Source organism: Amycolatopsis sp. NPDC114484 (genome assembly GCF_055633755.1).
This window is the reverse complement of sequence record NZ_JBVKDQ010000003.1, coordinates 240572-261268: the sequence shown is the minus strand read 5'-3', so window position 1 is coordinate 261268 and position 20697 is coordinate 240572. Positions and strand designations below refer to the sequence as shown.

Below are 20697 nucleotides of genomic sequence, written 5' to 3'. Positions count from 1 at the left end.
GGCAGGGGCTTTCTTCGTGATATCTCAACCTGCGTTCGGTAGTGGGGCACTGACGGCCGCTGGAGAAAGCCCGTCGAGCAGCAGGGCGAGATAGCGGGGCCAGTGGGTGCCCGCGACCGCGGTGACCATGGTGATCAGACAGGGGAGATCTTCGAGCGTCAGGTCCCCGCGCACTGCGCCGGATTCCTGCGCGCGGGACAGCACTTCACCGAACGCTCCGAGGTGCCGTCCGGCGATCTCGGCGGCGAGGGCGTTGCCGTTGACCAGCGCGAGGATTCCCGGGTGTTCGAGGAACGCGGCGACCCCGCTCTCCAGCACGATTTCCAGCGCCCGGCGCGGATCCGGTTCGGCGTCGACGCGACCGCGGATCGGCTCCACCTGCTCGGCGAAATAGTCCTCGAGCACCGCGGTCAGCAGGTCGTCCTTGGTGGGGAAGTGCCGGTAGAGCGTGCGCGCGCTGACCCCTGCGGCCTGCGCGATCTTGTCGAGCCAGACCTCGCCGCTGCCTTGGACGGCCGTCCGCGCCGCGGCGAGGATCGCGCGCCGGTTGTGCTGGGCGTCGGCTCGCGGGCGTTCGGTTCTGGGCACGGCGCCACGCTAGCATCGCCGAGATAAGTGTCAGTCGAGTGACATTTAGGCTACGGTGGTCGCATGGACCACGGAATCGTCACCTTCCTCACCGACTACGGCATCGCCCCCGTCCGGCTCGGGCAGGCGGTGGAGGGGCGCGGATTCGGCTCGCTGTTCCTCACCGAACACACGCACATCCCGACCAGTCGGCTCACCCCGTACCCGGTCGGCGCGGCGGAACCGCGGCCGCTGCCGCGGTATTACTCGCACACTTTCGACCCGTTCACCGCGCTCGCCGCCATCGCGGCCGGCACCGAGCGGATCGGCTTGGGCACGGCGGTGTCACTGGTCAGCCAGCATCATCCGATCACTCTGGCCAAACAGGCGGCGAGCGTCGACGTGCTGTCCGGCGGGCGGTTCGAACTCGGCGTCGGCCCGGGCTGGAACGCCGAGGAGATGGCCAACCACGGCGTCGACCCGGCCCGTCCGCTCGCGCGCATGCTCGAACACGTCGCCGCCGTCCGGACTGTTTGGACGGAGGACGAACCGGAGTTCCACGGCGAATTCGTCGACTTCGACCCGATCTGGTCCTGGCCCAAACCGGCGCGACGGTTGCCCGTGCTGATCGGCGGGGTAGGGGTGAAGGTGCTGGACCGGGTGCTCAGCCACGGCGACGGCTGGCTTCCGCTGCCGCTGTACCCGATCGACTTCCTGCGCACGCGGATCACGGAACTGCGCGAGCGGGCGGGCCGCCACATCCCGGTCACGCTGTACGGGGCTGACCCGGAGAAACTGGCGGACTACGCGGAGGCTGGCGTCGATCGAGTGCTGTTCGAACTCGAGGACCACGAAGATCCCGCGGACGCGTTGCGGCAGCTCGACCGGCTGGCGGATTTCGTTCGCTGAACCTGGGCGGTTTCAGTGCGCGAGGTCGACCACCACCCGGCGGACCTGGTCGGCAACCACTTCCTGGGTACTCACCCGGAACGGCACCCGCGCCTGGACACCGATGGCGATAGTGCACTGGCCCTCGAACGAGCCCGCGAACCGCACCGCGCGCAAGGACGGCCAGCCAGCTGGCTGCGCGAAATAGTCGCCGATTTGGGCTAGTACGCGACCAGGCTGGTGCCCGCTGTCGTCAAAACCTTGCGCAGGCGCGCGAATCACCGCTTGCAGGACCGCGTTTCCGGGAACTGGCAACGGTTTTCCGGAGGGATCCGCGGTCACGAGCGGCACGTATCGCACGGTGAATCCGGCTGTGGCGGCGCCGTTGATGGTGAACACCACTTCGTCGTAGCAGTCGTGTCGGCTGACGGTGACGAGGTACAGCGCGTTCGTTGTCGAGCCGGGGCTTTCTTTGGCGCCAGCGCCCCAATTCCGCGTCAGGTCGCAGGGAAGGGGACGCTGACTGTCCGAACGGGACGGAGTCGGATGGTCCGAAGAGGACGGAGCGGCAGTGGCGTTTTGGACTGCCGTGGTGGCGGGAGCTGACGGAGTGGTGGCACCCGGCGGAATGGTGGTGCCCGGCGGTGCTGGGGCCGAGGCGGGCCCGCTGCACCCGGACAACAACAGAAGCCCAACCGCCACCGGGAGTGCGCATCGGGCGGCAGTTCGCGCCGGAAGCCTGCGAAGCTGTGAAGGTTTGGTGTGCATGACGCGCCTGCCTGGGGAAATCCGCCGCGAGGGGCGGGAAAGGTCCCGGGGCAGGCCGGGTGGATGCGGTCAGTGTGCGGGCGGCCAGGCGGTTCGGCGACGACGGTGACGCAGTCGCAGGGCTTTCGTCGCCGAACCGTTGCCTGGATCAGCCGGTCAGGACCCGGTGTGCTGCTCCGGTTCCAGCGAGTTGCCCGCCGGGATGTGGCCGCAGCTGGACGGCGCGGCCTTGCCCGCGAACCGGTCGCCGAGCCAGGCGATCGCGGTCGGCGCCCACACCGGGAGCGCGGTGGCGTGGCTGAGCGCGTCGTACTGCGTGTACTTGATCGAGGTGTTTCCGGTCGCGCAGTACTGATTCGCGAGCGCGCGGACGTCCCCGGCCACCATCACGCCGTCGCCGGTGCCGATGCCCGGCTCGTTGCTGATGGTGCCTTCGAGCGCGCCGTTGTTGGCCTGCGCGATGAACCCGGGAATCGACGGCGTCGCGGCCGAGCCGATGTTCACCTTGTTGACCGCGTCGACGAACGGCGGCACCGAATCCGGATTCGCGTACTCCGGCTTGACCAGCTTCTGCCAGGTCAGGCCGGGGTAGCGGCCGAGCGCGGCGGCGATGGACGCGTGTTCCAGTTCGCCGAGCACCTTCAGGCCGTATTCGCTGGCGTACGGCTTGAGGTCGATGCCGTAGCCGCGCGAGACGCCGATCAGCGCCATCGGGATCACCCCGGACCAGACCGGGCTGCCGCTGACGTACTTGAGGTTGTGCGCGGGATCGACGAGCACCCCGCCCTCGGCGAAACCGACCAGGTTCTTCTCGACGTCCGGCGCGTAGCTCGCGGCGATCGCCGACGCCCAGCCGGTCGCGATCGCGCCGCCGGAATAGCCGATGAGACCGAATTTGGTGGACTCGGTCATTCCCGTGCCGGGCGCGTGCGTCGCGGCGCGAATGGAGTCCAAAGTGGTCTGACCGTATTCGGGGCCTGCGGCGAAATCAGCGGTCGGGCCTTCGGTGTCCGGGATGACGACGCTGTACCCGAGGGCGAGCGCCGGTGCGATGAGCAGTGATTCGGCGTTCGGCAGCGCGGTGCCGAGCCCGACGTCGCCCGCGATCGCGCGGGACGGCGCGTCCTCGGGGTTGAGCGAGTCGTACGCGGATTGGTACGACACGGCTTTTCCGTTGCCGCCCAAGGGGTTGCGGACGACCGAGGTGACGTTCGCGGTGGGATTGCCCTGTGCGTCGGCGGTCCGGTAGAGCAGCTGGGTGGCCTGTACTGGAGTCGGGAAGCCGAAGACGTGATATGTCAACGTCCGGGTCTTCAATACAGTGCCCGGTGCGTACGACGAGAGCGGGGCGCTGCCGTCGTAGCTGTAGAAGGAATCGGCCGAGGCGGCGGCGGGCAGCGCCACGGCGGACGCGATCGCGAGAGCGGCGGCGGCGATCAGCGCGCGGACAGGTTTCCGGATCATGACTCCCCTTTGAACCATGAAGTGGATCACGACTGGCGGGTAACTTACCAGTGAGTAGGTATCCGCACAACTACGGAATGTGCAGGCAGTGCCGGTGCCTAGGGGTCAGGCGGGCCCCGCGTAGGCGGCGGCGATCGCGGCGGCGCGGTCGTGCAGCGCGGCGCGCAACGATTGCGGGGCAAGGACTTCCGCGTTCCGGGCGAGCTGCCACAGCGCCCATTCGGCGTGCCGGGAATCCTGGAAAGCCGCCTCCAGCCGAAGCCACCCGTTCGGGCCGGATTCCTCGGCGCGAATGGCGAGCGCGGTGCGGGCCAATTCTTCCCGTTGCTCAGGGCGAATTCGGACTAGCGCGACGATTTGGTCGCCGCCGGTCCGGAATCGCGTGCTGCGTTCCTGCCAGGTTCGGCCGAGATCTACTCGATCGGGCCGCTGCGCGGGTTCGTCGAGTTCCTCGGCGGCCAGCACCCGGGACAGCCGGTAAGTCCGGTCCTCGCCGTCGCGGGTCGCCAGCAGATATCCCAGCTCCCGTACGGTGACCAGTCCAATCGGGTGCACTGTGCGCCATTTCGGGGCCTGGTCCGCCGCCTGGTAGCGGATGCGCACCTGACGCCCGGCGAACACCGCGCGGCGGACCTCGGCCACTACCGCGTCCGGCGCCTCCTCGGCGACCGCGCGGCGCGAGAGGAGGTCGATCTCCGGGTCGATGAGCAATCGCTCGGCCACGCCCGCGGCAGTGGTCCGGTGGCTTTCCGGCAGCGCGTCGACGACTTTGAGCATCGCCGAAGCGAGCGCCGAACCGAGTCCGAACGCCTGTGCGCCGCGCCGTGACCCGGCGACCAGCAACGCGAGCGCTTCGTCGTGGTTCAGCCCGGTGAGTTCGGTCTGGAATCCGGGCAGCAGCGCGAATCCACCGTTCCGCCCGCGTTCGGCGTAGACCGGGACGCCCGCCGCGGACAGCGCGTCGATATCCCGCAGCACCGTGCGGGTCGAGACTTCCAGCTCGCGGGCGAGGGTGGCCGCGGACAGCCGGCCGCGCTGGCGCAGCAACAGGACCAGCGAGACCAACCGGTCGGCGCGCATGCCGGAAACTCTACCCAATACACGACACAGGATGTCGGGTATTGGTTGCCAGGCTGCTCCGCGTACTGCCGAAAAGGTGAATGGAGCGAATGGTGGAGCGAACGACTGTCAACCCGTGGGCGTGGTCGACGGCGATGGGATACAACCAGGGCGAACTGGTGTCCGGGCCGGTCCGGACTCTGTACTGCTCCGGGCAGACCGCGATGAACGGCGACGGCGAACCGCAGCACGCCGGGGACCTGGCGAAGCAGGTGGCGCTGAGCCTCGACAACTTGGAGGAGGTGCTCGCCGGAGCGGGCATGACGCTCGGAAATCTGGTCCGGCTCAACGTCTACACGACCGACGTCGACCAGCTTTTCCAGCACTACGGCGTCCTCGCCGCCCGCCTGGCCGCGGCCGGGGCCGCCCCGTCCACCACGATGCTCGGCGTGACCCGGCTGGCGATCCCCACCCTGCTGGTCGAACTGGAGGGGACCGCCGTCGCCGACGGGTAGCCGCTTGGTTCGGTCACCCGCATATATCGCGACGTGATATATATGGACGGGTGACCGAACGAGGCATGTCGGAGCAGGTCTTCCTGATCCTCACCGCGCTCGCCGACGAACCGAAGCACGGCTACGGCATCGTCCAGGCCGTCGAGAAGCTGTCGGAGAACCGGGTCCGCCTGCGAGTCGGCACGCTGTACGGCGTGCTGGACCGGCTGGTGGCCGACGGATGGGCGGAGCGGGACAAGGAAGAGATCCACCAGGGCCGGCTGCGCCGCTACTACCGGCTGACTGACCTCGGCGGCCGCACTTTGGCCGAACAGTCGCGCCGGTTGGCCGCGAACGCCGCGGCGGCGGACTCGGTGCTGCGGGCGCGGGGCTGGGCGCTCGGGGGTGAGGCATGACCGTGGGTTCGGAGTTGCCGGGCTGCCGGTTCGTGTCTTGTTTTTGCCGGTTCGTCGGGCGGTCTGGTTTGCCGGTGGGCCGATCAGCCGTCTTCGTGGCTGGTCGGGAACGCTCCCGCCGGGGGTTTCGTGTTGCGGGCCTGCGGCGGGGCGGGGTGTGGGGCACGACTGTGGGCTCGAAGTTGCGGGGCTGCCGGTTCGTGGCTTGTTCTTGTTGGTTTGCCGGGCGGTCCGGCTTGCCGGTGGGCCGATCAGCCGTCTTCGTGGCTGCTCGCGAAGACACCCGCCGCCGGTTCGTGTCTCGTTCCTGCCGGTTCGCCGGGCAGCCCGGGAGGTTGGCCGGGAACACCACCACCGCGGACTCGGTGCTGCGAATAGGGAGCGGATCATGACCGCTCCAGAGCTCCGATGCCGTCGGATGGTGCGGCTGTTGCCCCGTTGGTATCGCGCCGACCGCGAGGAAGAGTTGGTCGGCGCCCTGCTCGACGCGCGGGAGGCCGGTGGCGGTCGCCTCGCGGAAGGGCGCGAATTGCTCTCGATGCTGGGGCTGGGCCTGCGTGCCCGGCTGGCTGCTGGCTCAGCCCCGGCTCGCGTGGTCGCCTTCGGCGACACTGTCCGGCTGGTCGCGCTGCTCGGGCTCCTCTGGGGCGTGATGAAGGGCGTCCTCTCCATCGGCCACGACTTGTCCGACGCGCTCGGCTATCCGCGGACAACCGGCCTGTATTCCGCCTCCGGGTCCCCGGCCGAGGCCACGCTGTCGCTCTACGTATCCCAATCGGCCCAGCAGATACGGCAGGACGTCGCGTTGATCGCCGCGGCCGCCGTGCCTCTCGCGCTCCTGTTCGCCGGGCGGCGTCGCGCCGCGCGAGGAGTCGCCGGTGTCGTGCTGGCCGCCGGCTTCGTAGCGTTCCTGTTTCGGTATTCGTTCAGCTTCAGCCCCGATCTGCTGGGCTATTTCCTCCCGCAATGGCTGCCGCTTCTGCTGATGATCGCCGGATTCCAGGTCGGCGCGCCACTGCCGTCCGCGCGGAAATGGTGGATTGCTTTGGCTGGGGTCGCGGCTTCCGCGTTCTGCTTCGGCTTCTTCGGCGGAACGGACCTGCGCGGACTTTCCTGGTTTGTCTGGGTAACGGCTCTGGTAATCCCCGCCTATTTCGCGTTCCGGCGACGCTCTCCCGCGTGGTCGTTCTCGCTCGCAGTGTGCAGTGCGCTCGTGCTGATCCAGCCGCTGGTCCTGAGGACCACCATGGCGGTGGCCGACTTCCAGGCGCTGGAACTGGTGCAGGTGTCTCTGGTGGGCACGGGCATCGTAGCGCTGATCGCAGTCGGAATCGCCGACTGCCGCCGAATAGTCTCGTAGCAAGGATATTCCATGAACACTATTCCAAGGGTGCTTCCGCGCGCCTTAAATCAGCAGTTTTTCGTCCAAAATAATCGGCGAAGAAATAGCTGGATAGTCGTCGGATCAATTCTTCTGATCGCCATTCTCGGCTATTTCACCCGCTGGATCTGCGACGACGCCCTCATCTTCACCAGAATCGTCGAACAGATCCTCGCCGGGAACGGACCGGTCTACAACCTCGGCGAACGGGCCGAGGCGTCCACGAGCACGCTGTGGCAATGGCTGCTCGCGTTCGCCGGGTTCGTGTTCGGCCAGTCGGACACCTCGACGCTGTCCTGGATGCTCGGCCTGCTCCTCACCGCCGCCGGATTCGGCTTCGCGGTGAGCGCGACGAGCCGGTTGCACGGCGGGCATGTCGCGGCGATGGTGCCGTGCGGTGTTCTCGCGCTGCTGGGCGTGTGGCCGGTGTGGCAGTACGCGACGTCCGGGCTGGAGACCGGGCTCAACACGTTCTGGATGGCGCTCTGCTGGTGGCTGCTCGTACGGCTGCGCAATAGCGGCAGCTCGGTCAAAACCGTTGTCACAGCGGCGTTCGTGATGGGATTGGGCCCGCTGGTCCGTCCCGAGCAAACATTGGTCGCGGCAGTGTTCCTGGTAGCACTCTGGCTGGTGACAAAACCGACCTGGCGCGTCACCTTCGCCGCGGTGGCCGCCGCCGGAGCACTGCCGGTCGGCTACGAGATCTTCCGCATGGGCTTCTACGGCATCGTCGTGCCGATGCCCGCACTCACCAAAAACGCGAGCGAATCCTTCTGGGCGCGCGGATTCACTTACGTCGGCGATTTCATGAACCCGTACCTGCTGTGGCTGCCGCTGGTGCTGTGCGCCGTCCTGCTCGCCGGGGTGCTTCGGCGACAGAGCAGCGATCGGATCGTCACCCTCACCCCGGTGGTCGCCGGTGTGCTGTCGCTGGGATACCTGCTGAAAGTCGGCGGCGACTACATGCACGCGCGCATGGTGCTGCCGATCTTCTTCCTGCTGATGCTGCCGGTGCTGGTGGTCCCGGCGGTGAAGAGCACCCGCGTGACCGCCGTCGTCCTGCTGGCCTGGGCGGTTCTCTGCGCCGGCATCGGGCAGTTCGTCCCGCAAAACAGCAAGCTCATCGACGACGAACGCGGCTACTACCACGCGTGGACCGGCCAGACCTATCCCACCGAATCGGCGGATTTCACGCCGAGGACGCAATATCTCAAGGACGCCCTCAGCCCGCGCACCCTGATCTACGAAGGCCCGCACGAGCAGATCCTCACGGCGCGCCTGCGCGAGGACGTCCCGTCGAAGACCATGGTCATCGGGGTATACCTGGGGACGGTCGGTGTCATGTCACCGGCGGACGTCGGGGTCGCCGACTTCTGGGGCCTCGCCAACCCGATCGGCGCGCGGTTCGAATTCCCGACCGTGAAACCGGGACACTCGAAACCGCTGAGCAACGCCTGGCTGCTGGCGGACTACGCGGATCCGGAAGCCCCGGTCCTCAGTCCGGGCAACTTCGCCCTGCGCGCGGACGTCACCGCGGACCAGGTCGCCGCCGCCCGGCACGCGTTGAGCTGCGGAGACCTGGCGGAGATCCAGCGGTCGACGCGCGAGCCGATGTCGCCGGGCAGGTTCTGGGCCAACCTCACCGGAGCCGTGCACCGGACCGGGGTGACCGTCCCGCCGGACCCGTTCGTCGCCGAACGAACCTTCTGCGGAAACCCGTGATCCGTCCGGCGGAACTGCTCTTGCCCAGGTCAGAGCGGTAGCGCATGCTGGAGTCGGCAGGGAGGTGACGGCGATGGCGGCTGAGCCGACCTTGATCGGGTCCGTGCGGCGCGCGCTGCACCTGCTCGACGCCGTCGGCGCGAGCGAGCGGCCGGTGCCGGCCAAGGTGCTCGCGCGGACCGTCGGACTGCCGCTGCCCACGACCTATCACCTGCTGCGCACCCTCGTCCACGAGGGCTATCTCTGCAAACTCGACGACGGCTACGCGCTCGGCAGCCAGGTCAGCGAACTGCGCCAGCACACGTCGCTGCACGCGTTGTTGCCGAAGATCCGCCCAGTACTGCGAGCGCTGCGCGACGAGGTGCACGGCGCGGCCTACCTCTCGCTCTACACCGACGGCGACATCAAGCTCATCGACATCGCCGACGGCCCCGCCGCCCCGTCGGTCGACCTGTGGGTCGGTGTGCACGAATCGGCGCACGCGACGGCGTTCGGCAAGTGCATCCTGTCCGGTCTCGACAGCGAGGGCCGCCGGGACTACCTGTCGCGGCATCAGCTGGCGGACCTCACGCCGCACACCATCACCGACAGCCGGATCTTGGAACAGCGGTTGTCGCAGAGTGGCGACGTGTTCAACGATCGCGAGGAGTATCTGCTCGGCACCGCGTGCCTGGCGACGACTGTGCGGCCGCCGGGCGCGTTGGGCGCGGTCGCGATCTCCCTGCCCGCGCGGAGACTGGGTTCCGCGCCGTTGCAGTCGTTGCGCCGGGCCGCCCAACGAGTGTCTCGCGCCCTAGCCGTCACGCGCTGAACCGGGCCGTTATCACCATCTGAAATCCAGCCCGTTGTCCGGCGGACCGTGCCCGGCGAAAGTGGCCTCCAGAACGAACGGGAGGCCCCATGGAAGCGCAGGACAGGCTGGCCCTGTACCGCACGATGGTCCTGATCCGCACCTACGAGGAGGCCATCCTCCGCGAGTACCACGCCGACAAGAAACCCGTCTTCGACATCGGCGCCGGTCTCGTCCCCGGCGAGATGCACCTGTCCGCGGGGCAGGAACCGGTGGCGGCGGGCGTCTGCGCGCACCTCACCGCCGACGACGCGGTCACCGCGACGCACCGGCCGCACCATTTCGCCATCGCGCACGGCGTCGACTTGAATCGGATGACCGCTGAGATATTTGGCCGGACAACTGGACTGGGCAGCGGCCGCGGCGGGCATATGCACCTGTTCGACCCCGCGGTGCACTTCTCCTGTTCGGGCATCATCGCCGAGGGCTACCCGTCCGCGCTCGGGCAGGCGCTCGCCTTCCAGCGTCGCGGGACGGACCGGGTCGCGGTCGCGGTCACCGGCGAGGGCGCGGCGAACCAAGGGGCGTTCCACGAATCGCTCAACCTCGCGGCGTTGTGGCAGCTGCCGGTGATCTTCCTGGTGGAGGACAACGACTGGGGCATCTCGGTGCCACGCAGCGCCTCCACGTGCGTCACCTCGAACGCGGACCGCGCCGCTGGGTACGGGATTCCGGGCGTGCGCGTCGAGGACAACTCGGTCGAGGCGGTCCACGAAGCGGCGGGCCAGGCGGTCGCGCGGGCTCGCGCTGGCGAAGGACCCAGCCTGATCGAGGTGCACACGCTGCGGTTGTGGGGCCACTTCGAAGGCGACGCACAGGGCTATCGGTCCGATTTGGACGGTGTACCCGGGCGGGATCCGTTGCCCACCTACGAGAACCAGCTGCGCGCCGACGGCATCCTCGACGACGCGAAGAACGCCGGGTTCACGAAGCAGGCCAGCGAGCGAGTCGAAGCCGCGATCGCGTTCGCCAAAGAAAGCCCCGAGCCGGACCCCGCCACTGCGCTGGATTTCGTGTTCGCGCGGGCCTGACGACACAGCGAGGAGAAGCAGCGATGACGCTCACCGAACCCTCCGCGCCCGCCGGGCGGAAACTCAGCACCGCGAAGGCCATGGTGGAGGCCATCGCGCGGGGAATGGAACGCGACGAACGGGTGTTCGTGCTCGGCGAGGACGTCGGGTCCTATGGCGGGATCTTCAGCTCCACCACGGGATTGCTCGACCAGTTCGGCCCTCGGCGGGTGCTCGACACGCCGATCTCCGAGACCGCCTTCATCGGCACCGCGATCGGAGCCGCGGTCGAGGGCCTGCGGCCAGTCGTCGAGCTGATGTTCGTCGACTTCTTCGGCGTGTGCATGGACCAGATCTACAACCACATGGCGAAAATCCACTACGAGTCCGGCGGGAACGTGTCCGTGCCGATGGTGCTGACGGCCGCCGTCGGCGGCGGGTACTCCGACGGCGCGCAGCATTCCCAATGCCTGTGGGGAACGTTCGCGCACCTGCCCGGGATGAAGGTCGTCGTGCCGAGCAATCCCGCCGACGCCAAGGGATTGATGACCTCCGCGATCCGCGACGACAACCCGGTGGTGTACCTGTTCCACAAGGGAGTCATGGGATTGCCGTGGATGGCGAAGAACCGCCGGTCGATCGGCCCGGTGCCGGAGGGCGACCACGAGGTCCCGATCGGCAAGGCGAACGTCGTGCGCCCGGGCGGCGACGTCACCATTGTCACGCTTTCGCTGTCAGTGCACCACGCCTTGGACGTCGCCGACGACCTCGCCGGGCAGGGCGTCGACTGCGAGGTCGTGGACCTGCGAAGCCTGGTACCGCTGGACACCGACACGATCCTCGACTCGGTCGGCAAAACCGGCCGGTTGCTGGTGGTCGACGAGGATTACCTGTCGTCCGGCCTGTCCGGCGAGGTGATCGCCCGCGTCGTGGAGCGCGACCCGGGCCTGTTGCGCGCCCCAGCCGCGCGCGTAGCGGTGCCCGACGTGCCGATTCCGTACGCGCGTCCGCTGGAGTACGCGGTGCTGCCGACACCGGCGCGGATCCGGCAGGCCGTCCTCGACCTGGTGGGCGCATGACTGACGTCCCCTTCCCCGTCCTGTCCGAAACCGATCCGGCCGGCGAGGGAGTCCTCGCCACCTGGTTCGCGACGGACGGCGCGACCGTCCGCGAGGGCGAGCTGCTCGCGGAGGTCGCGGTGGACAAGGCCGACGCGGAGGTGCCCGCGCCGGCCGCTGGTGTGGTGCGGTTCCTGGTGGGGGAGGGCGAGGTGGTGAAGCAGGGCGCACCGATCGCGCGTATCGAGTGAGCGCCCGAAGGCGCACGGGTCGCCCCGTGCTGGAACGGGTCGCCGCCGAGTCCCACCGTTGCCCGGCGGCGGCCCGTGTTCGCCTCAGCTGACGTTCGCGAACTGGCCCGGCTGGTACTGCCCGGCCGGGGTGCGCACGATGACGTTCATCCGGTTGGCCGCGTTGATCAGCCCGATCAGCATGACCAGCGCGGCGAGCTGATCGTCGTCGTAGTGCTCGCGCGCCTGCGCCCACGTTTCGTCGGAAACGTCGCCGGCGTCCGCGATCCGGGTGCCCTCTTCCGTCAGCGCGAGCGCGGCCCGCTCGGCGGGGGTGAACACGGTCGCCTCGCGCCAGACGGCGACCAGGTGGAGCCGTTCCGCGGTCTCGCCCGCCGCGGTGGCGTCCTTGGTGTGCATGTCGGTGCAGAAACCGCAGCCGTTGATCTGGCTGGCCCGCAGCGAAACCAGCTCCTGCGTGGACGTCGGCAGCGACGAGTTGCGCAGCAGCGTGCTCAGTCCGGCGAACCGCTTGCCGAGCGACTTGCCGAGGTCGTTGCTCATCATGTCGAACCGTGCGCTCATCAGATCCTCCAGTGTGGTGAAGCGGATACCCATGAGATGCCGGCCGCCCGCCGGATGTGACAACTCCGGATGTGACCCGCGTCGCACCGGGAAAACCGGTGGCCCGGTCGGCGGGCCGGGACGCAGAATGCGGACGTGGCCGACCAGGGCAGTACCGCGCGGGCGACCGGGCTGAGCCTGGTCTCCTGGGTGCTGTTCGCGAGTTCCGGCCCGCTCGCCAAGGCGGTGCTGGACGCGGGCTGGAGCCCGGCCGCGGTCACCGTGGTGCGGATCGGCCTGGCGGCAGTCCTGCTGACGCCTGGGGTCGCGCTGCTGCGGCCACGAGCATTGCGCTTCCGGCGCGCTGACCTGTGGCTCCCGCTCGGCTACGGGCTCCTCGGCGTCGCGGGCGTGCAACTGTTCTTTTTCGTTGCGGTGTCGAGGATTCCGGTCGCGGTGGCGATGGTGCTGGTGAACCTGGCACCGGTGCTGGTCGCGCTGTGGGTGCGGGTCGTCCGGCGAACGCGGCTGCCGGTGGCGGTGTGGCTGGGAATCGCGCTGGCGATCGCCGGGCTCGTGCTGATCGCCGGACTCGGACCCGGTGCGCGGCTGGACTTTCTGGGTGTGGCGGCGGGATTGGCGTCGGCGGTCTGTTCCGCCGGATACTTCCTGCTCGGCGAACGCGGTGCGCGGCGACACAATCTGCTCGGAATGACCGCTGCGGGGCTGGCGATCGGGGCGATGGCGACCATCGCCGTTAGTCCATTATGGACTATCAAGCTCGCGTCGAGCCCAGTGGTACTAGGCGATGCGACGATCCCAGTCTGGCTGGCTTTGCTGATCCTGGCCGTTTTCGGCACCGTACTGCCGTACCTGGCCGGGCTGCACGCGCTGAGCGGCCTGCCGGTCGCCTTGGCCGGAGTCTTGGCGCTGACCGAACCCTTGGTCGCCGCTCTGCTCGCGTGGCTGCTGCTGGGCCAGGCACTGGGTCCGGTGCAGTTGATCGGAGTGGCGGTGCTGCTCGTCGGCGGAACTCTGGCACAGACGGGAAAACTTGCCCCGCAGCCGGAATTGGCTGCGGGGCAAGCTAAAGCGGTCACATCTTCGCGGCGCCGGCCTTGATCGCCTCGCGGATCCGGGAGTACGTGCCGCAGCGGCAGACGTTGCGGATCTCGTCCAGGTCGGCGTCGTTGATCTCGCGGCCCTTCGCCTTGGCCTCCTTGACCTTCGCGACCGCCGCCATGATCTGGCCGGGCTGGCAGTAGCCGCACTGCGCGACGTCGTTCTCCAGCCAGGCCTCCTGCATCGGGTGCAGGTCGGCCTTCACCGTGTCCGGCAGGCCCTCGATCGTGGTGATCTCGTCGGTGGCCTTGATGTCGGCCACCCGCACCGAACACGGGTTGAACGCCTTGCCGTTGAAGTGCGACGTGCAGGCCTTGCACACGTTGATGCCGCAGCCGTACTTCGGCCCGCGCACGCCGAGCACGTCGCGCAGGACCCACAGCAGCCGCACGTTGTCGTCGACGTCGACGGACACCGGCTTCCCGTTGAGGATGAAGGTGTGCTTGCTCATCGTGCTCCTCAGTAGGTGTGGCTCAGGCCGTCGGTCGGCGATTCGGGAACGGGCGGGACGAACGACTTGACCTCGAAGCCGATCGGGTCGTCGTGGTTGATCGGGAATCGCTTCGGGACCTTCCCGGTCGCGCGGGCGTACGCGCACGCGACTGCCGCGACGGAACAGGCCACGCCCGCTTCGCCCGCGCCGCCCGGCTGCTCCCCGTTGGACGGCATCGCGATCGCGGTGAAGTCCTGCGGGATGTTCCACTGCCGGGTGTAGAAGTAGTTGTCCCAGCTGGCTTCCAGGAAATGCCCGTCCTTCAGGTGGACGCTGCTGGTCAGCGCGAGCGCCAAGCCGTCGGCGAAACCGCCCATGATCTGTGCCTCGAGACCGCGCGGGTTGATCACTAGACCGGCGTCGAGCGCGATGACCGCCTTCGTCACGCGCGGACCGGCGACGCCGTCGCGGATCTTCCGGTTGACAGTCTCCGGACGGCAGTCGATTTCCACGAGGCAGGCGCTGGCGCCCTTGTATTCCTTGTGGATCGCGATGCCCTGCGCGGTGCCCGGGGCCATCTTCTTGCCCCAGCCGCCGACCTCGGCGACCTTGCGCAGCACGCCCTTCACCTTGTCGTTCTTGAGGAATTCCAGCCGGAAGTCCAGCGGGTCCTTGCCCATCGCCTTGGCGAGCATGTCCACGACCAGCTCGTTGGCGCAGCCGACGTCGGGCGAGTAGACGTTGCGCATCGACCCGGTGTTGAACCGCTGGTCGGTTTCGGTGAGCGTCTGGTCGACGACGCCGAAGTTGTACGGCATCTCCTGGCTCAGCACGAAAACCGCCTCGGCGACACCGAGGTTGCCCAGTCCGGTCGGCAGTTTCGTGGCGACCGAGGTGAGCATTTCGCCGAGCCCGTGCCGGAACGACGTCTCGACGGAGGTGTGCCGCTGCTCGAAGGTGAGCACGTTCCCGGCGAGCACGGTGGCCCGGATCCGCGACGTCGCCATCGGGTGCAACCGGCCTTGGCGCGGCTCGTCGGCGCGGTGCCACATCAGCCGCACCGGCTTGCCGAACGCCTTCGACGCCTGTGCCGCTTCGACGGCGTGGTTGCCGAAAAGCTTGTGGCCGAAGGAACCGCCGCCGGTGACGACGTGGACCTTCACCTTGCCTTGCGGCAATCCGACCGCCTGCGCGACCTCGCCCTGGGTGACGATCGGCGACTTCAGCCCGGCCCAGATCTCCGCGCTGCCGTCGCGCACGTCGGCGACCGCGCAGTACGGCTCCAGCGCGGCGCTCGAGCGGAACATGAACTCGAAATCCGCCTCGACCGTCTTGGTCAGCACCGGAACCTTCGGCACCGCAAGCGGAAGCTCGGCGCGGCGCAGGTTGGCGAGCACGGATTCGTCGTTCTGGCCCTCGACAGTGCCGGGGCCCCAATCGACCTGCAGCGCGCGCACGCCGTCGATGCACTGGCCGAACGTCTCCGCGCGGACCGCGACTCCGGTCGGGATGATCGCGATGTCGGTGACGCCGGGCAGCTTCAGCACGTCCGTCTTGTTGCGGACGGCTTTCGGCGTGCCGTTGAGCGTCGGCGGGCGGCAGACCATTGTCGGCAGCGCGCCGGGGATCTCCAGATCCATCGCGAACTGCTTCTTGCCGGTGACGATGTCGAGCGCGTCGAGGCGGGTTTGCGGCTTGCCGAGCACCTTGAACTCGCTGGAGCCCTTGAGCTTGCTCGGATCCAGCTGCACCTGCTTGGTGGTGCTGGACGCGGCCTTCGTCGCCAGCTCGCCGTACGTCGCCGTCTTGCCGTTCGGCGCGGTGACGACGCCGGCCTTGACGATGAACCGCTCGGCGGTCCCGCCGAGCAGGATCGCCGCCGCTTCGAGCAGCTGCTGCTTGGCGATCGCGGCGGCGACGCGGATCGGCGTGTAGGTCGAGACCGTCGTGTTCGACCCGCCGGTGAGCTGGTTGAACAGCAGTTCCGGACGGGCCGGCGCGAGCGTGACGTGCACCTTCTCGACCGGCAGGTCCAGCTCCTCGGCGATGATCATCGCGGTCGAGGTGGTGATGCCCTGGCCGACCTCGGCGCGCGGGATCTCGAACGAGGCGCTGCCGTCCTTGTTGATGGTGACGGTGATCAGCTGCGACGTCGGAAGCCCGGCGTCGGTGAGCGCGTCGTTGAGGTCGTACAGCTCGGGCGGCTGCGGGGCCGAGGGAACGGCGGCCGCCGCGGGGGTGGAGAGCCCGACGTCCGCGGCCACGACGAGGGTCCCGGCCGCGACGACGTAACCGAGGAATCCACGCCGGGAAACGCCCCCGCGCTCCTTCCCGGTGTCGGGCTCGGAGTGACTGAGAGTCACGCTGCTTCCCCTTTCGAGGTAAGGACCGCGTGCCGGAACGCAGCACGTGCACGCGGGTGGTGGTGGGGGACCACCTTGCCGGGTGAATCCGGGCTTGAGTGTTCAAGTTCTGTACAGCGGCAGCGGAGAGCGATGGTTATCCTGCTGCGCGTCACCAACGAAGGTGGAGATCGCGTGAGTTCACTGACGTCCTCGCGCAGCGTGGTGCTGCGGGAACCGATCGCCCAGTCCTGGCGGCGCGCCTCGCTCGCCGGCGTGCGGCCGGAAACCGCGCTGCTCGATCTGCGTTCGGAAGAGTTCGACCCGGCCAGCAGGCTGCTCTCGGCGGCCGCGCCGGTGCTGGAGGACCTCGACGAGCGGCTCGCCGGCACCGCGATGTCCACTGTGCTGGTCGACCACGACGGCAGGCTCGTGCACCGGTGGAGCGCCGACCGCGCCGTCGAAGACTGCCTCGACCATCTCGGCATCGGGGTCGGCACCTGCCTGCTGGAGGACGAGGTCGGGACCACCGGCCCGGGGACCGCGCTGGAAACCCGGTCGAGCATCGTGGTGCACGGGGAAGAGCACTACGCCGAGGCGCTGCGCGGTTTCAGCTGTTACGGGCACCCGATTTTCCATCCGGTCACGCGGCGGCTGGAGGGCGCGCTCGACATCACGCTGCTGGCCGCCGAGGCGAATCCGCTGCTCGCGCCGCTGGTCGCGAAGGCCGTCGAGGAGATCGAACGGCAGCTGCTGGAAGGCAGCCGGGTGTCCGAACGGTCGCTGCTGGCCGCGTTCCAGGCGGCGTCGCGCCCGACCCGGCCGGTGGTCGCGATCGGCCCGGACCTGTTGCTGTGCAACCAAGCCGCCGCGGATCTGCTGGAAGGCGCGGACGTCGCGCTGCTGTGGAACCTCGCGGGCGAGGCGAGCCGACCGTCCGAAATGGAGACCGAACTGCGCTCCGGCCAGCGCGCGCGGGTCCGGGCCGAGCCGGTGGCAGGCGCCCGCGGCGGAGTGCTGGTCGAGATCCGCCCGCTGAGCGCGGACGAGTCCCGGCCAACGCGGCGGCGCGCCGCTGTCGTACCTGGACATGTGCACATCTCGGGCCCGCCCGGAACCGGCCGCACCACCGAGGCACGGCTGCGGGTGCCCGAGGAACCGTGCACCACGCTGACCGGCTCGGAAGCAGTGCTCGGCGGCTCGGCGACCTGGGCCGCGCAGTTCACCGCCGCGGTCGAGAGGGGGTCCGGCAGCATTTGCGTCGACGGCGCGGACCTCCTCCCCGCCGAACTGGTCGACCTGGTCGCCACCCATGCCGCCCGCGGTGTCGGCCCGCACCTCGTGCTGACCACCGGCCCGCGCGAGGGGCTGACCGGTCCGGAACGGGCGCTGATCGCGTCGTGCGAGGAGAACGTCGAGCTGCTGCCGCTGGCGCACCGGCCGGACTTTTCCGAGGTCGCGGCACGAATGCTGGCCGAACTCGGGGCCGCGCGGACGCACCACGTCACGCCGGGCGCGCTGCGGATCCTCGGCTCGTACGACTGGCCGGGGAACCTGCCCGAACTGCGCGGAGTGCTGAGCCAGGCGATCCGCAAGCGGTCCGCGGGAGCGATCGGGCCGGGGGATTTGCCGCCCGCGCTGGTGGCGGATGCTTCGGGACACGAGCTGGCGCCGATCGAACGGGCGGAGCGGAACGCGATCGTGGCGGCGTTGCGGTCGGCCGGGGGGAACAAGGTGCGGGCGGCGAGCACGTTGGGGATTTCCCGGACGACGTTGTACGCGCGGATGCGGGCTTTGCGGGTGCCGGGGTAGTCGGCGGGGCGGCGGTCTGCCGGGGATGCTCGGCGGGATGTGTTGGGTTCGGAAACCTAGGCGCTGTGCTGGTTTCGTGGTGGATTTGTCGCGGGGCGGCGGTCTGTCGGGGGATGCTCGGTGGGATGTGCTGGGTTCGGAAACCCTAGGCGTGGCGCTGGTTTCGTGATGGTCTTGCCGCGGGGTGCCAGGTCCGTCGGGGGATGCTCGGCGAGATGTGTTGGGTTCGGAAACCCAGGCGCGGCGCTGGTTTCGTGATGGACTTGTCGCCGGGTGCCAGGTCCGTCGGCGGAACGCGCGGGGTTCGGGGAACCCTGGCGCTGGGCCGGTTTTGAGGGGTTCGTCGCCGTGGCCGAGGTTGGCGATCGCGACGAATCTGAGCGACTGGTGTGGCTTCGGCGTGCGGCGGTTCAGCGGTAGTCGCCCGGCGAACGCCCAGTCCACCGGCGGAACGCGCGCCGAAATGCGCTTGCCTCGGAAAAACCCAGCCGCTGAGCCAGTTTCTCGATCGATTCGTCGCCGCGGCTGAGACTGGCGATCGCGGCGTCCCGGCGAACCGCGTCCCGGATCTGCCCGATCGACGCGCCCTCGGCCCGCAACCGCCGGCGCAGGTGCTGGGTGCTGATCCCGAGCCGGTGGGCGAGGTCGTCCGGCGCGGTGGTTCCCTGCTCGACGATGGCGCGGACCTGGTCGGCGAGGGTCGAGCCGTAGTCGCGGGTGGCGAGCCAGACGTCCGGCTGGTCCTCCAGGAATTCGGCCAGTTCGGCCTCGCCGCGGATCACCGGGGCGGGCAGCAGCTTGCCGTCGAAGGCGAGGACCAGCGCGTCGGCGTCGAACCGCGGATGGCGGCCGAAGAGCAGTTCGTAGTGCGGCGCGTGGTCCGGTCCCGGCCAGGGCAGGCGGAGTTCGCGCAGGTCGATGCGTTGTCCGAGGAGCCAGCCGAGCAGCCGGTGCACGACGATGGCGACCAGTTCGGAGGCGACGTGGTCGGGATCGTCGAGCCGCCGGACGTCGATCTCGACCTCCACCAGCGGAGCTTCTGCGCGGCCCGCGAGGGTGGGTATGTCGGGCGGGGCTTCGGCGCGGACCGCTTGGGTGGGCATGCTGGGCGGAGCTTCTGCGCGGACGGCGATGGCGGGCATGCCGGGCAGAACCTCGGCGGCTTCCACCAGACGGTGCAGCGCCGTCCGCAGGTCGGGCGCGGGGGCGACCGATCGGACTACCAGCCGGAATAGTCCACGCGGGGCTCGCGGGCCGAGGGCGAAGAGCTCGTCGTCGGTGCGGAGCCACAGTTCGCGGGTGAGTTCGGAGACCTGCCGGCGGGTGACGCCGGTGCGGTCCGGCGGGATGCCGAGGCGGTGAAGCAGCGCGGGGACCTCGAGATTCCGGCGTTCGCCGACCCGCGCCAGCCGCTGGGCCAAGGCGTCCAGAACCGCCGGATCGTCCACGCTTCAAGGCTAGCTGGCGGTTAACGGGCGGCCCCACGAGGTTTTCTACCCGATCGGGTGACGCGGCTCGGTCGGGATCCGCGCGCCGAGCAGTCGTTCGGTCTCCTTCCAGAGCCACGCGCCCAGCTCCGGATCGCGGCTCGTCGTCACCGGCTGTTGCACTTCCGCGTGGGCGGTCCGATGCGGACCGAGGTACTCGCCGCCGCGCAGTTCCGGCGAAGCGACCGCGGCCACGACCGGTCGAGCCGCCTGATCCTTCCCTTGCACGATCCCGCGGAACATCGCGCGAGCCACCCGCGCCCCGGGCCGCCCCAGCGTGAGCGCGTCGATCGCCCCGCCTGGATGTACTACAACTGACTGCACTGGTATCTCAGCAAGCCGCCGTTGTAATTCGAAGCCGAAGATCTCGACGGCGTGCTTGGACATCGCGTACGCGACCCGCGCCCGGTAATGCCGTTCGGACAGCCAGTTCTCGCGATCGAACGGGATCTTGCGGGTCAGCATGCTCCCGAGGCTGACCACTCGCCGGACCGTGGGGAGCGCGCGCCGCAGCAGTTCCGCGTGCGCGAGGTGATTGATCCCGACGATCTCCTCCACCCCGAACGCGCCGATCCGCTGCGCCGGGCCCGGCCCGAACGCACCCGAGACGACGCCGGCGTTCTGCACGAGCGCGTCCAGCCGCGGCAACTCGCCGAGCTTGTCTCCGGCCCGGGCGATCGACGTCCGGTCGGCGAGGTCCAGCGGGAGGAACTCGTGCTGCTGCGGATTCGGGAGCGCGGAAACCGCCGCGCGGCCCCGCGATTCCGACCGGCCGAGGACCAGCACCCGGGCGCCGAGCCCGGCGAGCTGTGCGGCGGCGAAGAAACCGATCCCGGAGGTGGCTCCGGTGATCGCGACGAGCTGGCCGTCGATCCGTTCGGGTTCTACTTCTTTCGACACAGTGGGGACGCTATGTTCCCCGCCGCCGTCCGCACTAGGACCGGGGCTAGCGGATTTCGGGACCGTTCCGCGCATTCCGCTGGACGGCGGACTTCCGGCCGGTCTTCCGCGCCGAATTCTGAACGGCCCC

20 protein-coding genes are annotated in these 20697 nt (G+C 69.1%); 11 read left to right on the top strand and 9 right to left on the bottom strand.

Annotation, left to right across the window (positions count from 1 at the left end; genetic code table 11):
* Positions 1-24 precede the first annotated feature (24 nt).
* Entirely contained in the window at positions 25-588 is a 564-nt protein-coding gene (locus ACZ7SW_RS10675; protein WP_470230171.1) for a TetR/AcrR family transcriptional regulator, read from the bottom strand.
* A 63-nt stretch (positions 589-651) separates the two neighbouring features.
* Here ACZ7SW_RS10675 and ACZ7SW_RS10670 point away from each other — a divergent pair, with 63 nt between their 5' ends.
* Positions 652-1476 carry an LLM class F420-dependent oxidoreductase gene (locus ACZ7SW_RS10670; RefSeq protein ID WP_470230170.1) on the top strand — a complete coding sequence of 275 codons (825 nt, stop codon included), beginning with the start codon at positions 652-654 and terminating at the stop codon, positions 1474-1476.
* Positions 1477-1488: 12 nt separating this feature from the next.
* Here ACZ7SW_RS10670 and ACZ7SW_RS10665 read toward each other — a convergent pair whose 3' ends face one another.
* The 3 genes from ACZ7SW_RS10665 to ACZ7SW_RS10655 all read right to left on the bottom strand — a co-directional run bounded on the left by ACZ7SW_RS10665 (position 1489) and on the right by ACZ7SW_RS10655 (position 4767).
* The gene (locus ACZ7SW_RS10665; protein WP_470230169.1) at positions 1489-2223 is read right to left on the bottom strand and encodes an AMIN-like domain-containing (lipo)protein; all 735 of its coding nucleotides are present in this window, start codon (positions 2221-2223) and stop codon (positions 1489-1491) included.
* Between the two features lie 156 nt (positions 2224-2379).
* A complete protein-coding gene (locus tag ACZ7SW_RS10660) occupies positions 2380-3687 on the bottom strand; it encodes a lipase family protein (RefSeq protein ID WP_470230168.1) in 1308 nt (435 codons plus the stop codon).
* 105 nt (positions 3688-3792) lie between these two features.
* On the bottom strand, positions 3793-4767 hold the full coding sequence (locus ACZ7SW_RS10655; RefSeq protein WP_470230167.1) for a helix-turn-helix transcriptional regulator: 975 nt from the start codon (positions 4765-4767) through the stop codon (positions 3793-3795).
* A gap of 92 nt (positions 4768-4859) precedes the next feature.
* Here ACZ7SW_RS10655 and ACZ7SW_RS10650 point away from each other — a divergent pair, with 92 nt between their 5' ends.
* The 8 genes from ACZ7SW_RS10650 to ACZ7SW_RS10615 all read left to right on the top strand — a co-directional run bounded on the left by ACZ7SW_RS10650 (position 4860) and on the right by ACZ7SW_RS10615 (position 11928).
* Complete coding sequence (locus ACZ7SW_RS10650; protein WP_470230166.1) at positions 4860-5261, top strand: RidA family protein; 402 nt, start codon at positions 4860-4862, stop codon at positions 5259-5261.
* A gap of 50 nt (positions 5262-5311) precedes the next feature.
* Complete coding sequence (locus ACZ7SW_RS10645) at positions 5312-5656, top strand: PadR family transcriptional regulator (protein ID WP_470230165.1); 345 nt, start codon at positions 5312-5314, stop codon at positions 5654-5656.
* Between the two features lie 388 nt (positions 5657-6044).
* Positions 6045-7016, top strand: a complete 972-nt coding sequence (locus ACZ7SW_RS10640; RefSeq protein ID WP_470230164.1) for a hypothetical protein — start codon at positions 6045-6047, stop codon at positions 7014-7016.
* Positions 7017-7028: 12 nt separating this feature from the next.
* Entirely contained in the window at positions 7029-8759 is a 1731-nt protein-coding gene (locus ACZ7SW_RS10635) for an arabinofuranosyltransferase AftB family protein (protein ID WP_470230163.1), read from the top strand.
* Between the two features lie 73 nt (positions 8760-8832).
* Positions 8833-9570 carry an IclR family transcriptional regulator gene (locus ACZ7SW_RS10630; RefSeq protein WP_470230162.1) on the top strand — a complete coding sequence of 246 codons (738 nt, stop codon included), beginning with the start codon at positions 8833-8835 and terminating at the stop codon, positions 9568-9570.
* 89 nt (positions 9571-9659) lie between these two features.
* Positions 9660-10640: a thiamine pyrophosphate-dependent dehydrogenase E1 component subunit alpha gene (locus tag ACZ7SW_RS10625; RefSeq protein WP_470230161.1), complete on the top strand. Its 981-nt coding sequence runs from the start codon at positions 9660-9662 to the stop codon at positions 10638-10640.
* Positions 10641-10663: 23 nt separating this feature from the next.
* Complete coding sequence (locus tag ACZ7SW_RS10620) at positions 10664-11698, top strand: alpha-ketoacid dehydrogenase subunit beta (protein ID WP_470230160.1); 1035 nt, start codon at positions 10664-10666, stop codon at positions 11696-11698.
* Positions 11695-11928, top strand: coding sequence for a biotin/lipoyl-containing protein (locus ACZ7SW_RS10615; RefSeq protein ID WP_470230159.1), 234 nt, complete (start codon positions 11695-11697; stop codon positions 11926-11928). The genes ACZ7SW_RS10620 and ACZ7SW_RS10615 overlap by 4 nt, the downstream gene beginning before the upstream one ends.
* An 84-nt stretch (positions 11929-12012) precedes the next feature.
* Here ACZ7SW_RS10615 and ACZ7SW_RS10610 read toward each other — a convergent pair whose 3' ends face one another.
* Positions 12013-12492: a carboxymuconolactone decarboxylase family protein gene (locus ACZ7SW_RS10610; protein ID WP_470230158.1), complete on the bottom strand. Its 480-nt coding sequence runs from the start codon at positions 12490-12492 to the stop codon at positions 12013-12015.
* A gap of 135 nt (positions 12493-12627) precedes the next feature.
* Between ACZ7SW_RS10610 and ACZ7SW_RS10605 the strand changes: the two genes are divergently transcribed.
* Complete coding sequence (locus ACZ7SW_RS10605) at positions 12628-13593, top strand: EamA family transporter (RefSeq protein ID WP_470230157.1); 966 nt, start codon at positions 12628-12630, stop codon at positions 13591-13593.
* Here the strand turns inward: ACZ7SW_RS10605 and ACZ7SW_RS10600 are convergent.
* Positions 13568-14044, bottom strand: a complete 477-nt coding sequence (locus ACZ7SW_RS10600) for a (2Fe-2S)-binding protein (protein WP_037817840.1) — start codon at positions 14042-14044, stop codon at positions 13568-13570. The two genes, ACZ7SW_RS10605 and ACZ7SW_RS10600, sit on opposite strands and share 26 nt — an antisense overlap.
* Before the next feature lie 8 nt (positions 14045-14052).
* The gene (locus tag ACZ7SW_RS10595; RefSeq protein WP_470230156.1) at positions 14053-16389 is read right to left on the bottom strand and encodes a molybdopterin cofactor-binding domain-containing protein; all 2337 of its coding nucleotides are present in this window, start codon (positions 16387-16389) and stop codon (positions 14053-14055) included.
* A 174-nt stretch (positions 16390-16563) separates the two neighbouring features.
* On the opposite strand from ACZ7SW_RS10595, the gene ACZ7SW_RS10590 reads away from it, so the two are divergent.
* Positions 16564-18180, top strand: coding sequence for a sigma-54-dependent Fis family transcriptional regulator (locus ACZ7SW_RS10590; protein WP_470230155.1), 1617 nt, complete (start codon positions 16564-16566; stop codon positions 18178-18180).
* Positions 18181-18590: 410 nt separating this feature from the next.
* Here the strand turns inward: ACZ7SW_RS10590 and ACZ7SW_RS10585 are convergent, their stop codons facing one another.
* Complete coding sequence (locus tag ACZ7SW_RS10585; protein WP_470230154.1) at positions 18591-19628, bottom strand: helix-turn-helix transcriptional regulator; 1038 nt, start codon at positions 19626-19628, stop codon at positions 18591-18593.
* Positions 19629-19673: 45 nt separating this feature from the next.
* Positions 19674-20567, bottom strand: a complete 894-nt coding sequence (locus ACZ7SW_RS10580; RefSeq protein ID WP_470230153.1) for an SDR family NAD(P)-dependent oxidoreductase — start codon at positions 20565-20567, stop codon at positions 19674-19676.
* Between the last annotated feature and the right edge of the window lie 130 nt (positions 20568-20697).